Consider the following 12,865-nt stretch of genomic DNA (forward strand, 5'->3'; position numbering starts at 1 on the left):
CTTATCGTCAAGGCTTGGAAGTATTGACTTTCTATTTTTTAAAAGGTATAATAGAGGTCAATCAGAAGAGTAGGTAATCTTCCATTTTTAGAGAGCTTGTGGTCGCTGCAAACAGGTAATGGTGATTGGTGAATGGACTGATTTTGTAATGAATTCGAACCAATAAGGATTCGGCTAGCAGGCCTTATGTGCATAGAGATGGGAGTATGTTCTCCTAAGTAAGGTGGTACCGTGTCCTTGACGCCCTTGCACAGTTTCTGTGCGGGGCTTTTTTTATGAAAATTATCAAATGAGGTGAAGGAATGACCAAACCAATTATTTTGACGGGAGACCGTCCAACAGGTAAACTCCATATCGGCCACTATGTTGGCTCCTTGAAAAATCGTGTTCTACTGCAAAATGCTGGACAGCATGAACTCTTTGTCTTTTTAGCTGACCAACAAGCGTTGACAGACCATGCCAAAGAACCACAAAAAATTATCGAATCAGTTGGTAATGTGGCATTAGACTATCTTGCAGCAGGTCTTGATCCAGCTAAGACAACGATTTTCATCCAGAGTCAAATTCCTGAATTGGCAGAGTTGACCATGTACTACATGAACTTGGTATCTGTTGCACGTCTAGAACGCAATCCAACGGTTAAGACGGAGATTGCTCAGAAGGGATTTGGCGAAGGAATTCCAGCTGGTTTCTTGGTCTATCCTGTATCACAAGCGGCGGACATTACAGCCTTTAAGGCAAATTTTGTCCCTGTTGGAAATGACCAGAAACCGATGATTGAGCAGACCCGTGAAATCGTTCGTAGCTTTAACCATGCTTATCAGACGGATATTTTGGTGGAGCCAGAGGGTATCTATCCTGAAAATGAAGCAGCTGGTCGCTTGCCAGGTTTGGACGGCAATGCTAAGATGTCTAAGTCACTTGGAAATGGGATTTACTTGGCAGATGACATGGATACACTCAAAAAGAAAGTCATGTCCATGTACACAGATCCTAACCACATTCGTGTAGAAGACCCAGGTAAGATTGAAGGAAATATGGTTTTCCACTATCTTGATGTTTTCGGACGTGAAGAAGATAAAGCTGAGATTGAGTCTATGAAGGAGCATTACCAGCGTGGTGGCTTGGGCGATGTGAAAACTAAACGCTATCTTCTTGACATTTTAGAACGTGAATTGGGACCAATCCGTGAGCGTCGTATCGAATTTGCTAAAGATATGGGGCAAGTCTATGCCATGTTAGAGGCAGGTAGCCAAAAAGCTCGTCAGGTTGCAGCAAATACTTTGGATCAAGTCAAGGATGCAATGGGAATCAACTACTTTAAATAAGGTTAACGATGGAAGAGCAATGTTTAAAAAACGTTGCTTTTTTCATTTGTTTTATAATAAAGTAAAAACCAAACGTTCGAATTTCTAAAAGGAAGTGGTAAAGAATTTTCTGAATTTTTATTATTCCCTGTTTTAATGCGAATAATATTTGACAAATGATTTCAAAATGTTATCATAAATAAAATAATTATAGCGATAGCTAGTAAGAAAAAAAGAAAAGAGGAAGAAAATGTCAAACTGGGACACTAAATTTTTGAAAAAAGGCTTTACCTTTGATGATGTACTACTTATTCCGGCTGAAAGTCATGTATTGCCACATGATATTGATTTAAAAACGCAATTAGCACCAAATTTGACCCTTAATCTTCCAATTATTTCTGCTGCCATGGATACTGTAACAGATAGCAAAATGGCTATTGCTATGGCACGTGCAGGTGGCTTGGGTGTTATCCATAAGAATATGTCTATTGCAGAACAGGCTGAAGAAGTGCGTAAGGTAAAACGTTCTGAAAATGGTGTCATTATCGATCCATTCTTCTTAACTCCTGAGCACACAATCGCAGAGGCTGAGAAACTCATGGGGACCTACCGTATCTCTGGTGTGCCAATTGTAGAAACCATGGAAAATCGTAAGTTGGTTGGTATCATCACCAATCGTGATATGCGTTTTATTTCGGATTACTCACAGCCAATTTCTACAAACATGACTAGCGATGGCTTGGTAACAGCACCAGTTGGAACAGACTTGGCGACAGCTGAGGCTATTCTTCACAAGCATCGTATTGAAAAATTACCATTGGTTGATGAAAATGGTCGTTTGTCTGGCTTGATTACCATCAAAGATATTGAGAAAGTGATTGAGTTCCCAAATGCTGCGAAGGATGAATTTGGTCGTCTCTTGGTTGCGGGTGCTGTTGGTGTCACATCTGATACTTTTGAACGTGCAGAAGCTCTCTTTGAAGCGGGTGCAGATGCCATTGTCATCGATACAGCTCACGGTCACTCAGCAGGTGTTCTTCGCAAGATTAAAGAAATCCGTGAGCATTTCCCAACTCGTACCTTGATTGCAGGTAACATTGCCACAGCTGAAGGCGCTCGTGCTCTTTATGAAGCTGGTGTGGATGTTGTCAAGGTCGGTATTGGACCAGGTTCCATCTGTACAACACGTGTCATCGCAGGTGTTGGTGTACCACAAGTGACAGCCATCTATGATGCAGCTGGTGTTGCGCGTGAATTTGGCAAAACCATTATCGCTGATGGTGGTATCAAGTATTCAGGTGATATCGTTAAGGCACTTGCAGCTGGTGGTCACGCAGTTATGCTTGGTTCTATGTTTGCAGGAACGGACGAAGCACCAGGTGAGACAGAAATCTTCCAAGGTCGTAAGTTCAAGACCTATCGTGGTATGGGTTCTATCGCAGCCATGAAACAAGGTTCAAAAGACCGTTACTTCCAAGCATCTGTCAATGAAGCCAACAAGCTTGTTCCAGAAGGAATTGAAGGACGTGTAGCTTATAAAGGTTCAGTTGCAGATATGATTTTCCAAATGGTTGGTGGACTTCGCTCAGGTATGGGCTATGTAGGGGCTGGTAACTTGGCTGAATTGCATGAAAATGCACAATTCATCGAAATGTCAGGTGCTGGTTTGAAAGAAAGCCATCCACACGATGTTCAAATCACAAACGAAGCTCCAAACTATTCAGTACAATAAACAAAAATAAGACCCTGATTGACAGGGTCTTTGCTATGTTGTAAACAAAGTTGACAAATTTGTAAAGATTTTTGTAAACACCCGTTATTCCGACTCCGTAACATTACCAGACTCAATATGGAAGATTTTTAAACTATTTGGTAGCCTATGTAAATGGTCTAAAGATGTCGTTGTAATAAATGTTTGAATCGTATCCGTAATAGTTTCTAGTAGTTTGATTTGGCGATTATTATCCAGCTCACTCATAACATCGTCTAGGAGTAAAATTGGGTACTCTCGTGTGACTTCTTTCATCAGCTCGATTTCAGCCAGTTTGATTGATAGAACGAGACTGCGGTGCTGACCTTGGCTACCATAATGGGCATTCATTCCATTTATAAAGAAAGCTACATCATCCCGATGTGGTCCAACTCCTGTATTTTTCTTAAATAAATCACGTTTACGAGACTTTTTAAGTTCTGTCAAGAATTTGTCAATTAAATTGACATCATCTGTCAATCCGATTGAGGTTTGATATTCGATAGTCAGTTCTTCCCGACTGCCAGATATTTCCTGAACTTTTCTGTTTCCAAATTCCTCTAGTTTTTTGAGGAAATCAAGTCGATGTTGGATGACACGACTGCCATATTCAGCTAGTTGCTGGTCAAGTACAGATAGAAAGGTTTCGTCTACTTTGTCAGTGGATTTTAGGTAGGCATTACGTTGTTTGAGAGTGTGGTTATAATTAGTCAAATCAGAGAGGTAGAGTGGCTTGATTTGACCGAGCTCGACATCGATGAACTTTCTTCTCAGAGCAGGCGCACCTTTAATCAGCTGTAAATCTTCTGGTGCAAAGAGGACTACATTCATATGCCCTATATAGTTGGATAGTTTGGCTTGCTTGAGATGATTAACCTTGGTAATTCGTCCCTTTTCTGTCAAGTGGATGTCAAGTGGTACTTTACCATTTGTACGATGGAGTAAACCAGAAATAGACAGCTCTTTTTCTTGAAATTGGAGCAGGTCCCTGTCCGTTCGAGTACGGTGGCTACGTGTCAAGGCTAAAAAGTAAATAGATTCCAAAATATTGGTTTTACCTTGGGCATTTTCACCCAAAAAGACATTGAGTCCTTTGTTGAACTCAATATCTTGTTGACTGTAGTTGCGAAAGTGCCGTAATTCTAATCTTTCAAGCCACATGTTTACATACCAGGAAAGCGGACAGGCTTCTTATCGGCTTTTTTTGTACTTTTTTTAGTAGGGGTTACTTGTTTCTTATTCTTTTTATTTTCTTGATTTAACTTTTTAACGATTGCAGCCACACGTTCTTTTTCAGCTTGATCCTCTTGGTGCTGTTTGATTTCCTCTGCACTAGGAGCGACGATTGTGATGCTGGTATTGTGGTCTGGGAGTGTGATAACATCTCCGATGCGGATTTTTTTACCGCGTCTTTTTTCATCCTCTCCATTGAAAAGAATGGTATTTTCTTCTAAGAATCCTTTAATGGCACCTCCTGAATGGAGAATACCAGTTGTTTTTAATAATGCTTGTAATGTGATGTAGTCATCAAATAATTTAAATTCCATAAGTCACCTCGTTACAGAATATTATATCACAAAATGATATAATGGAAGGTACAATGTTTGAAAGAGGAAGAAGATGAAATTACAAGAAGGAATTGATTTGCATTTTATTGAAACGGATCAGTTTACTACAAACAGAATTAAAGTGCGTTTTGCTGCTGAGATGAATGAGGCAACGGTTGCAGGACGTGTATTAGTAGCGAATATTCTTGAGATGGGGAACCAGGATTATCCTTCCGCTCAGGCAATGCGTAGACGCTTGGCAGAGCTATATGGGGCACATTTTTCAACATCGGTTGCAAAACGTGGGCGTGTACATATGGTAGATTTTACAATCTCCTATACCAATCCAAGCTATCTACCAAATAATGAGGATATTACCGGAGCCATTCTTGATTTTTTATATTCCAGTCTGTTTCGTCCACTAAAGCAAGGTCAGGGGTTTGAACAAAAGATTTTTGAAGTTGAGAAAAAGAATTTAATCAATTTTCTTGAGTCTGAAGTAGAGGATAATTTTTATCATGCGGATGTCGAAGTGAACAAGTTATTTTATCAAGACCAAGCCTTGCAAATTCCACGTGTCAGTCGCCTAGATTTGGTTGAGAAAGAGACAGCCGAGTCGGTATATAAAATCTATAGAAACATGCTACGTGTGGATAAGATTGATATTTTTGTACTTGGGACCGTAAATCAAGACCTTGTTCGAGAAAGATTTGAACAATTTAATTTTACCTATCGCAAGCCCAAACTAGAGTTGGAGTACCAACAAGAGTATTCAAATATTACAAGAGAGAAAGTTGAGAGAAAGCAGGCAAGGCAATCGATTTTAGAAATGGCTTATCATTTACAGGTCCTTTACAATGATGTAAACTATCCAGCCTTGATGGTCTTTAATGGGCTACTTGGTGCTTTTTCACATTCGAAATTATTTGTAAATATTCGTGAGAAGGAGAGTTTGGCTTATACAATCGGAAGTCAGGTGACTATCTTTTCTGGGATGATGAAGGTTTATGCTGGTATCAATCGTGGGGATCGTTTAAAGGTGATGAAGCTGATTAGTAAGCAAATTCTTGATTTGAAGCGTGGAAAGTTTACAGAAGATGAATTAGAGTTGACAAAGAACATGCTCGTTCACTCAGCAACACTGGCTCAAGATAGGCAGAATAATTTGATAGAACAAGTTTACAATCAAATTAGCTTAGGCGAGCGAAACTTGACTTGGATGGAATGGATAGAAGCTGTAAAGGAAGTATCAACTGAAGATATTATTCGCGTTGGGAAAATGATAAATTTACAGGCGGTTTACTTTATGGAGGGGACAGAGGAATGAAGTTAATTGAGAAAAAATATCCTTATATGAAAGAAGCTGTCTACTATGCTAAACTTGACAACGGATTGACAGTAGTTCTCTTGCCTAAGATGGATTTTCATGAAACCTACGGAGTTATTACAGCTAATTTTGGAGCTTTACATACCCATCTTTTTTTAGAGGATGGGAGGGATATCGCCTATCCTGCAGGAATTGCACATTTTCTGGAACATAAATTGTTTGAAAATGAGGATGAAGATGATGTGATGAATGAGTTTGCTAAATTTGGTGCGAGTGCAAATGCCTATACCAGCTTTGGTCAGACTAGCTATCTATTTTCAACAACTCAGGAAGTCTTGCCAGCCTTATCTTTGTTACAATCCTTTGTTCGTCAACCTTACTTTACAGATGAGAATGTTGCGAGAGAACAGGGGATTATCGAACAAGAAATTGAAATGTACCAAGACGATGTAGATTACCGTTTGTTTACAGGTATTCTAGGCTCCTTATATCCTCAAACACCTTTAGCCCACGATATTGCGGGGACAGTAGAGTCGATTGGACACATCACAGCAGAAGATTTATATGACAATTTTGATTTGTTCTATCATCCGTCGAATATGACATTATTTGTGATTGGACATTTTGATTTGGACCAGGTATGGCAGCAAATTTCAAGTTATCAGACTGCGCAACTTGATGAGAGTAAGTCAAAATTTGAAGTAAAACCAATCGAAAAGCTGCCTATTCTTCAACACCGTACAGAAGAGTTTGAAGTATCCACTCCTAAATTAGCAGTTGGTTTAAGAGGTAATGATGTATTTGAGCGTGAGGAGATACAAAAGTATCGCTTGTGTTTGCAACTCTTATTTGCCATGTTGTTTGGTTGGACCTCAAAACGTTATCAGAGTCTGTATGAGCAAGGTAAGATTGATTCATCCTTCCAATTTCAGTTAGAAGTTACCCCGGACTATCATTACTTGGTTATTTCTGGTGATACGCAGGAGCCAATTACCTTGTCTAGTATGCTTATGAAAGCTGTTCGTAATTTTGAACGAGATGAGGATGTGAATGAAAATCACCTGCACTTGCTAAAAAATGAAATGTATGGAGATTTTATTCGGAGTTTAAATTCCTTGGAATTTACTGCCAGTCATTTTGTTGCTCAGTATTCAGATGTTGAAAATATATTTGATTTACCTCAAATGATACAGGAACTACAGCTGGATGATATTAGAGAAGCTGGTCGTCACTTTATTAGTAACTGTGATATGACAGATTTCACGATTATTCCCAAATAAATGGACCTAACTCATCGAAATTTCCTTAGATTTTTGTTAGAATAGAGTATTGTATATAAGTGAACGGAGGGGAGAGTTAGTAGTGAGACAAAAGAGTATAGGTGAGGTACTTAGATCAGCGCGTGAGTCACGAGGTTGGACTTTTGTTGATTTACAGAGAATGACAAAGATCCATGCTAGGTACTTACAGGCCTTGGAGTACAATGATTTTGATTCTATTGCTGAAGATGAGGATGTTGACTATGTCTTGACTGTCTATGCAGATGCTTTAGAACTGGATGCGGATGTTCTCTTGGAGGCTTATGATAGCAATAGCTTGATAAAGTATCATGAAGAGGGGGAAGAGGAAATCTTAGCAGCAGAATTGAAGAGGAGTTATCGAGTGAAAAAGAAAACTCAGAAATCTTTTCTTCCCCTGCTTTATCTCTTACTTGCTTCTAGTTTTATTATCATTTTTGTAACCTATATCGTGTATAGCCGCATGCAAAGTCAGGTGTTGCCGACTTCAGAAACTTCTTACACTGTTGTGGGACAAACTGCTACAAGTACGACTTCTGAAACCAGTACGACAGAGCAGTCCACAACTTCTTCAAGCAGTTCTTCTGCTAAGAACATCAGTATTTCTGGGACGGGTGACTATATTGTAGCGACTGTTAAAGAAACGGTTTATCCAGTAGAGGTTACTATTTCAGCTAAAGATGTCACTAGCTGGATTAGTCTATCAGGTACAGAATTGGCAGAGGGAGTGGTGCTTTCTCCTGAAAATCCGACGGTTACGACCAGCCTGCCAGAAGGTACCAGTGAAGCCTATCTTGTTATAGGTGTGGTAAAGGGGGTAGACATTACCATTGCAGGTCAAAAGTTGGATACCCAAGCATTAACAAGTGATACAGGTTCTATTGGACTTGTATTTGAATAAAAAGGAAACACAATGAAAAAAGAAAATATTCCCAATGCTTTGACAGTAGGGCGGATTCTGATTATTCCAATCTTTATCCTCCTTCTTACTGTCTGGCAGTCACCGATTAGCCATGTGTTAGCGGCGATTATTTTTGCTTTAGCCAGTATTACGGATTACCTAGATGGTTATTTGGCTCGTAAGTGGCAGGTTGTGACAAACTTTGGTAAATTTGCGGACCCAATGGCAGATAAGATTTTGGTCATGTCAGCTTTCATTATGTTGGTGGAGCTTGGTTTTGCTCCAGCTTGGGTGGTGGCTGTTATTATCTGTCGTGAATTGGCAGTGACTGGTCTTCGTTTGCTCTTGGTTGAAAATGGAGGGACCGTTTTAGCTGCTGCTATGCCAGGTAAAATTAAGACTTTTTCACAGATGTTTGCGGTGATTTTCCTGCTCTTACACTGGAATTTGTTGGGACAGATTACGCTTTATATCGCTCTTTTCTTTACCCTTTATTCAGGTTATGACTATTTCAAGGGTGCATCTTTTTTGTTCAAAGATACGTTTAAGTAATGACAAATATTATTGAAGTAAAAAATCTTAGATATAAATATCATCAAGAGGATGAGCATTATACCTTAAAGGATGTTTCGTTTCACGTGAAACAAGGGGAATGGTTGTCCATCATCGGTCATAATGGGTCTGGTAAGTCCACAACGGTTCGTTTGATTGACGGTTTATTGGAAGCTGAGTCTGGAGATATTATAATTGATGGTGATGTCTTAACAGTTGAGAATGTCTGGGATAAGCGTCGTCTGATTGGTATGGTATTTCAGAATCCAGATAATCAATTTGTGGGCGCAACAGTAGAAGATGATGTTGCTTTTGGCTTGGAAAACCAAGGGATAGCCTTGGAAGAGATGCAGACACGGGTTAATGAAGCCTTGGAGTTGGTCGGAATGGCTGATTTTAAAACTCGTGAACCTGCTCGTTTATCGGGTGGTCAGAAGCAACGGGTAGCTATTGCTGGAGTGGTAGCTTTGCGTCCAAAAATTATTATTTTGGATGAGGCTACGTCTATGTTGGATCCAGAAGGGCGCCTTGATTTGATTAAAATCGTTCGTGAAATTAAGGACCAGCATGGTATGACGGTTATCTCCATCACACATGATTTAGATGAGGTTGCATTGAGCGATCGAGTGATTGTGATGAAACAGGGGCAGGTTGAGTCCGTTAGTACTCCAACTGAGCTATTTATGCGAGAGGATTTAGCAGATTTAGACCTGGATAGACCGTTTACAACAGAACTGGCAGCATCTTTGCGTCAGGCTGGGCTTGATCTACCGCTCCGCTATTTTACAGAGGAAGAATTAGAGGAAACTGTATGGGAATTCATCTCCAAGAAGTAAGCTATACCTATCAAGCTGACACGCCTTTTGAGGGGCGTGCGCTTTTTGGTGTGGATTTGGAGATTGTTGACGGCTCGTATACGGCGCTTATTGGGCATACGGGGTCGGGGAAATCAACGATTTTACAACTCTTGAATGGATTGAATGTGCCGACAGAAGGAAGAGTGGTTATTGATGACTTTGTAATCACAGCAACGTCTGAAAATAAGGAGATTAAGCAAGTCAGGAAGAAAGTTGGTCTTGTGTTCCAATTTCCTGAAAGTCAGGTCTTTGATGAAACGGTCTTAAAAGATGTTGCTTTTGGTCCACAAAATTTCGGAGTTTCTCAGGAAGATGCTGAGCAGATTGCGCGTGAAAAGCTGGCCTTGGTCGGAATTGATGAAAACTTGTTTGAGCGTAGTCCATTTGAACTATCTGGTGGCCAAATGCGTCGAGTAGCGATTGCTGGGATTTTAGCCATGGAACCAAGTATTTTAGTTTTGGATGAACCAACGGCAGGCTTGGATCCTGCTGGTCGTCAGGAATTGATGGATATTTTCAAGAAATTGCATGAATCAGGTATGACCATTGTTTTGGTCACTCATTTGATGGATGATGTGGCCAATTATGCTGATTTTGTTTACATTATGGAGAAGGGAAAATTGGTGCGTTCTGGAAAACCAGTCGATATTTTTCAAGAGGTGGATTTTTTGGAGAGTATTCAACTGGGTGTTCCTAAGATTACCAAGTTTGCAGCTAATTTGGAGAGAAGAGGCTTTGTATTTGAACGTCTTCCGATTACAATCGACGAATTTACGGGGATGGTGACGCATGGATAAATTGATTTTGGGTCGCTATATTCCAGGAAATTCCATTCTTCATCGCTTGGATCCGAGAAGTAAGCTCTTGGCTATGTTTGCCTTTCTCTTGATGATATTTTGGGCCAATAACCTGATTACCAATGCTTTGTTGATTGGATTTATAATTGGTTTGGTTGTGCTATCGCGTATCCGCCTGTCGTTTTTTATCAACGGTCTAAAACCAATGATTGGGATTATTCTCTTTACAACCTTTTTCCAAGTTTTCTTTACTCCAGGTGCGACAATTCTATGGGAGTTTTGGATTTTCAAAGTATCATTAGAGAGTTTGCAACAGGCAGGAATTATTTTTGTTCGCTTTGTCTTGATTATTTTCTTTTCAACCCTATTAACACTGACGACAACGCCGCTTAGTTTAGCAGATGGTATTGAATCAGGTCTGTCACCTTTGAAACGATTCAAGGTTCCTGTACATGAGATAGGCTTGATGTTGTCCATGAGCTTGCGTTTTGTACCGACCTTGATGGATGATACCACCCGTATTATGAATGCACAAAGGGCACGTGGAGTGGACTTTAATGAGGGAAATCTTATCCAGAAGGTGAAATCTGTCATTCCTATCCTAATTCCCTTGTTCGCTTCTAGTTTTAAGAGGGCTGACGCTTTGGCAACAGCTATGGAGGCGCGTGGTTATCAGGGAGGAGAAGGTAGAACCAAGTACCGTATTTTAGCTTGGAAATGGGCAGATACTGTGGCTATTCTTCTAATGATTTCTTTAGCGGTTGCTCTATATTTATTAAAGAGTTCCTAATAAGTAAGCGTTTTACTGAATTGTAATATTTTTTTAAATAAAAAGTAATAATTTGGTAGTATGATAGGAATGGTTATAATAATCAGATAGAGGATAGTTCTTTTTGATGAAAAAGAGTTTTATAAGTAAGTTTATCAAAGGTATAGTAGGGGTTATTATTATTTCAGTTCTTGTTTTATGTGGTCTGATGTTGACAGGTAACTATTCTTATACCAAGCTTGTAAGAGCAGTGTCAAATGCGCCCTATAATGTGGTTAATGCTATCAGTAAGATTGGAAGTGGATCTGGGTCTACAACAGAATACGTTGCTGTCAGTCCTGTTTTTGAGTTAGGTTACGATACAATGTTAGCAGTAGAAACAGATGCCCAGCCTCTACAGGTAGAAAATCCCAATATTGCGTTTGAAGAGCCGCAAATTATTGAATCGTCAGATGTAGTAACGTCTACATCAGTAGATGAGACAAAAATGGTTGAGCAGACAGAGGTTACAGAGGTATATCACGATAGCCCTAGGGAAGAATCTATAATTGAAGTTACTTCAACTCCTCAAGCTCAGGTTCAAGTAGCTACGGTTTCGACAGGTTCAATAGTAGACGATGCTACTGCTAAAGAATGGATTGCTCAAAAAGAATCGGGTGGTAGCTATTCCGTAAATAATGGTATTTATATAGGACGTTATCAACTGAGTAGCGCTTATCTAAATGGAGATCATTCACCTGAAAATCAAGAACGTGTAGCAGATGCTTATGTCTTACAACGCTATGGTTCATGGTCGGCAGCCTATCAGTTTTGGTTGGCAAATGGCTGGTATTGATAGGAGTAAGATGTCTAGATGTATCCTAGGCATTGATTCGCTTTCTCATTTCCGTATTCAGATAAAAGGTCCACTGGACCTTTTTGTTTTTCTTTACAGTAACTGTCAAAAATACGGAAATTTCTGTAAAGAAAACTGTAAATGATTTTGACAAAAAACTTCTAAAATCGCGAAAATAGTCCTTTTATAGTGTAAACTCAATGTCATTGTAATATTTGTAATAGATTTACAAAACGAGAGTAATAGTCAGAGGGTATGATAGATACATAAGAGAAAGGAATGTGACTATTATGAATATTACATTGAAGAAAAACTTGAAAACAACAATCGCTGGTTTGGTGGCAGGAGCAACCTTATTGACTGCTGGTGTTGTTAGTGCGGAAACCTATACTGTACAATCTGGCGATACCCTGTCAGCAATCGCCACAAAATACAATACAAGTGTAGAGAAATTGGCAGAACAAAATAAAATCTCCAATCCAAATCTTATCCATGTTGGACAAGCTATTGAAGTTGGTGAAACAGCTTCTACTACTACAGAAGAAAAACCAGCGGAGCAAGCTCCAGCAGCTGAAATAGTTGCAACAACTAGTGAAGCGACAACTACTACCACTGGTTCATATACTTCAAACTTGAGCGCTGAGGATGCAGCAGCAAAAGAATGGATTGCTATGAAGGAATCAAGCGGTAGCTACGATGCACGCAATGGTATCTACATTGGTCGCTACCAGTTAACCAATACTTATTTGAATGGTGACTATTCACCAGAAAACCAAGAGCGTGTGGCAGATGCCTATGTAGCAGAACGCTACGGTTCATGGTCAGCAGCCTATCAGTTTTGGTTGGCAAACGGCTGGTATTAAGAACACAATAAAAAGTCTAGTTTTACTAGGCTTTTTTAGTTGAGGGTTTTCCATGCTTTACA

At 39.7% G+C, this 12,865-nt stretch carries 13 protein-coding genes; 11 read left to right on the forward strand and 2 right to left on the reverse strand.

The features are described 5' to 3' along the window. Positions 1-302: 302 nt before the first annotated feature. Together trpS and guaB are read left to right on the forward strand one after the other, a co-directional pair. Positions 303-1,328, forward strand: coding sequence for a tryptophan--tRNA ligase (trpS, locus tag C1E58_RS10250; RefSeq protein ID WP_105210265.1), 1,026 nt, complete (start codon positions 303-305; stop codon positions 1,326-1,328). Between the two features lie 229 nt (positions 1,329-1,557). Beyond that, the gene (gene guaB, locus C1E58_RS10255) at positions 1,558-3,039 is read left to right on the forward strand and encodes an IMP dehydrogenase (protein ID WP_105210266.1); all 1,482 of its coding nucleotides are present in this window, start codon (positions 1,558-1,560) and stop codon (positions 3,037-3,039) included. A gap of 84 nt (positions 3,040-3,123) precedes the next feature. Here the strand turns inward: guaB and recF are convergent, their stop codons facing one another. Then, positions 3,124-4,218, reverse strand: coding sequence for a DNA replication/repair protein RecF (gene recF / locus C1E58_RS10260; protein ID WP_105210267.1), 1,095 nt, complete (start codon positions 4,216-4,218; stop codon positions 3,124-3,126). Between the two features lie 2 nt (positions 4,219-4,220). After that, positions 4,221-4,604, reverse strand: a complete 384-nt coding sequence (yaaA, locus tag C1E58_RS10265) for a S4 domain-containing protein YaaA (RefSeq protein WP_105210268.1) — start codon at positions 4,602-4,604, stop codon at positions 4,221-4,223. 73 nt (positions 4,605-4,677) lie between these two features. On the opposite strand from yaaA, the gene yfmF reads away from it, so the two are divergent. The 9 genes from yfmF (at position 4,678) to C1E58_RS10310 (ending at position 12,803) form a co-directional block, all read left to right on the forward strand. Next, positions 4,678-5,931 (forward strand): EF-P 5-aminopentanol modification-associated protein YfmF, encoded by a 1,254-nt coding sequence (gene yfmF, locus C1E58_RS10270; protein ID WP_105210269.1) that lies wholly within the window; start codon positions 4,678-4,680, stop codon positions 5,929-5,931. Further along, positions 5,928-7,211, forward strand: coding sequence for an EF-P 5-aminopentanol modification-associated protein YfmH (yfmH, locus tag C1E58_RS10275; protein WP_105210270.1), 1,284 nt, complete (start codon positions 5,928-5,930; stop codon positions 7,209-7,211). Before yfmF ends, yfmH begins: the two co-directional genes overlap by 4 nt. Positions 7,212-7,293: 82 nt before the next feature. Continuing rightward, positions 7,294-8,130, forward strand: coding sequence for a helix-turn-helix domain-containing protein (locus C1E58_RS10280; RefSeq protein ID WP_105210271.1), 837 nt, complete (start codon positions 7,294-7,296; stop codon positions 8,128-8,130). Between the two features lie 12 nt (positions 8,131-8,142). Continuing rightward, positions 8,143-8,682 carry a CDP-diacylglycerol--glycerol-3-phosphate 3-phosphatidyltransferase gene (gene pgsA / locus C1E58_RS10285; protein WP_105210272.1) on the forward strand — a complete coding sequence of 180 codons (540 nt, stop codon included), beginning with the start codon at positions 8,143-8,145 and terminating at the stop codon, positions 8,680-8,682. Beyond that, positions 8,682-9,518, forward strand: coding sequence for an energy-coupling factor ABC transporter ATP-binding protein (locus C1E58_RS10290; protein ID WP_105210273.1), 837 nt, complete (start codon positions 8,682-8,684; stop codon positions 9,516-9,518). Before pgsA ends, C1E58_RS10290 begins: the two co-directional genes overlap by 1 nt. Next, positions 9,494-10,336, forward strand: a complete 843-nt coding sequence (locus C1E58_RS10295; protein ID WP_105210274.1) for an energy-coupling factor ABC transporter ATP-binding protein — start codon at positions 9,494-9,496, stop codon at positions 10,334-10,336. The genes C1E58_RS10290 and C1E58_RS10295 overlap by 25 nt, the downstream gene beginning before the upstream one ends. Continuing rightward, complete coding sequence (locus tag C1E58_RS10300) at positions 10,329-11,126, forward strand: energy-coupling factor transporter transmembrane component T family protein (RefSeq protein ID WP_105114091.1); 798 nt, start codon at positions 10,329-10,331, stop codon at positions 11,124-11,126. Before C1E58_RS10295 ends, C1E58_RS10300 begins: the two co-directional genes overlap by 8 nt. A gap of 187 nt (positions 11,127-11,313) precedes the next feature. Then, positions 11,314-11,940: a peptidoglycan-binding protein LysM gene (locus tag C1E58_RS12445; protein WP_238142274.1), complete on the forward strand. Its 627-nt coding sequence runs from the start codon at positions 11,314-11,316 to the stop codon at positions 11,938-11,940. A gap of 290 nt (positions 11,941-12,230) precedes the next feature. Beyond that, positions 12,231-12,803, forward strand: coding sequence for a LysM peptidoglycan-binding domain-containing protein (locus C1E58_RS10310; RefSeq protein WP_105210275.1), 573 nt, complete (start codon positions 12,231-12,233; stop codon positions 12,801-12,803). Positions 12,804-12,865 lie beyond the last annotated feature (62 nt).

The organism is Streptococcus suis, assembly GCF_002964575.1.
Taxonomy (GTDB): Bacteria; Bacillota; Bacilli; order Lactobacillales; family Streptococcaceae; genus Streptococcus; species Streptococcus suis_R.

Excerpts from the sequence above, each read along its gene's own strand:
- yfmF (WP_105210269.1), top strand. The coding sequence starts at position 4,678 with ATGAAATTACAAGAAGGAATTGATTTGCATTTTATTGAAACGGATCAG.
- C1E58_RS10300 (WP_105114091.1), top strand. The coding sequence starts at position 10,329 with ATGGATAAATTGATTTTGGGTCGCTATATTCCAGGAAATTCCATTCTT.
- C1E58_RS12445 (WP_238142274.1), top strand. The coding sequence starts at position 11,314 with ATGTTGACAGGTAACTATTCTTATACCAAGCTTGTAAGAGCAGTGTCA.
- recF (WP_105210267.1), bottom strand. The coding sequence starts at position 4,218 with ATGTGGCTTGAAAGATTAGAATTACGGCACTTTCGCAACTACAGTCAA.
- yaaA (WP_105210268.1), bottom strand. The coding sequence starts at position 4,604 with ATGGAATTTAAATTATTTGATGACTACATCACATTACAAGCATTATTA.
- C1E58_RS10295 (WP_105210274.1), top strand. The coding sequence starts at position 9,494 with ATGGGAATTCATCTCCAAGAAGTAAGCTATACCTATCAAGCTGACACG.
- guaB (WP_105210266.1), top strand. The coding sequence starts at position 1,558 with ATGTCAAACTGGGACACTAAATTTTTGAAAAAAGGCTTTACCTTTGAT.
- C1E58_RS10290 (WP_105210273.1), top strand. The coding sequence starts at position 8,682 with ATGACAAATATTATTGAAGTAAAAAATCTTAGATATAAATATCATCAA.
- pgsA (WP_105210272.1), top strand. The coding sequence starts at position 8,143 with ATGAAAAAAGAAAATATTCCCAATGCTTTGACAGTAGGGCGGATTCTG.
- trpS (WP_105210265.1), top strand. The coding sequence starts at position 303 with ATGACCAAACCAATTATTTTGACGGGAGACCGTCCAACAGGTAAACTC.
- C1E58_RS10310 (WP_105210275.1), top strand. The coding sequence starts at position 12,231 with ATGAATATTACATTGAAGAAAAACTTGAAAACAACAATCGCTGGTTTG.
- yfmH (WP_105210270.1), top strand. The coding sequence starts at position 5,928 with ATGAAGTTAATTGAGAAAAAATATCCTTATATGAAAGAAGCTGTCTAC.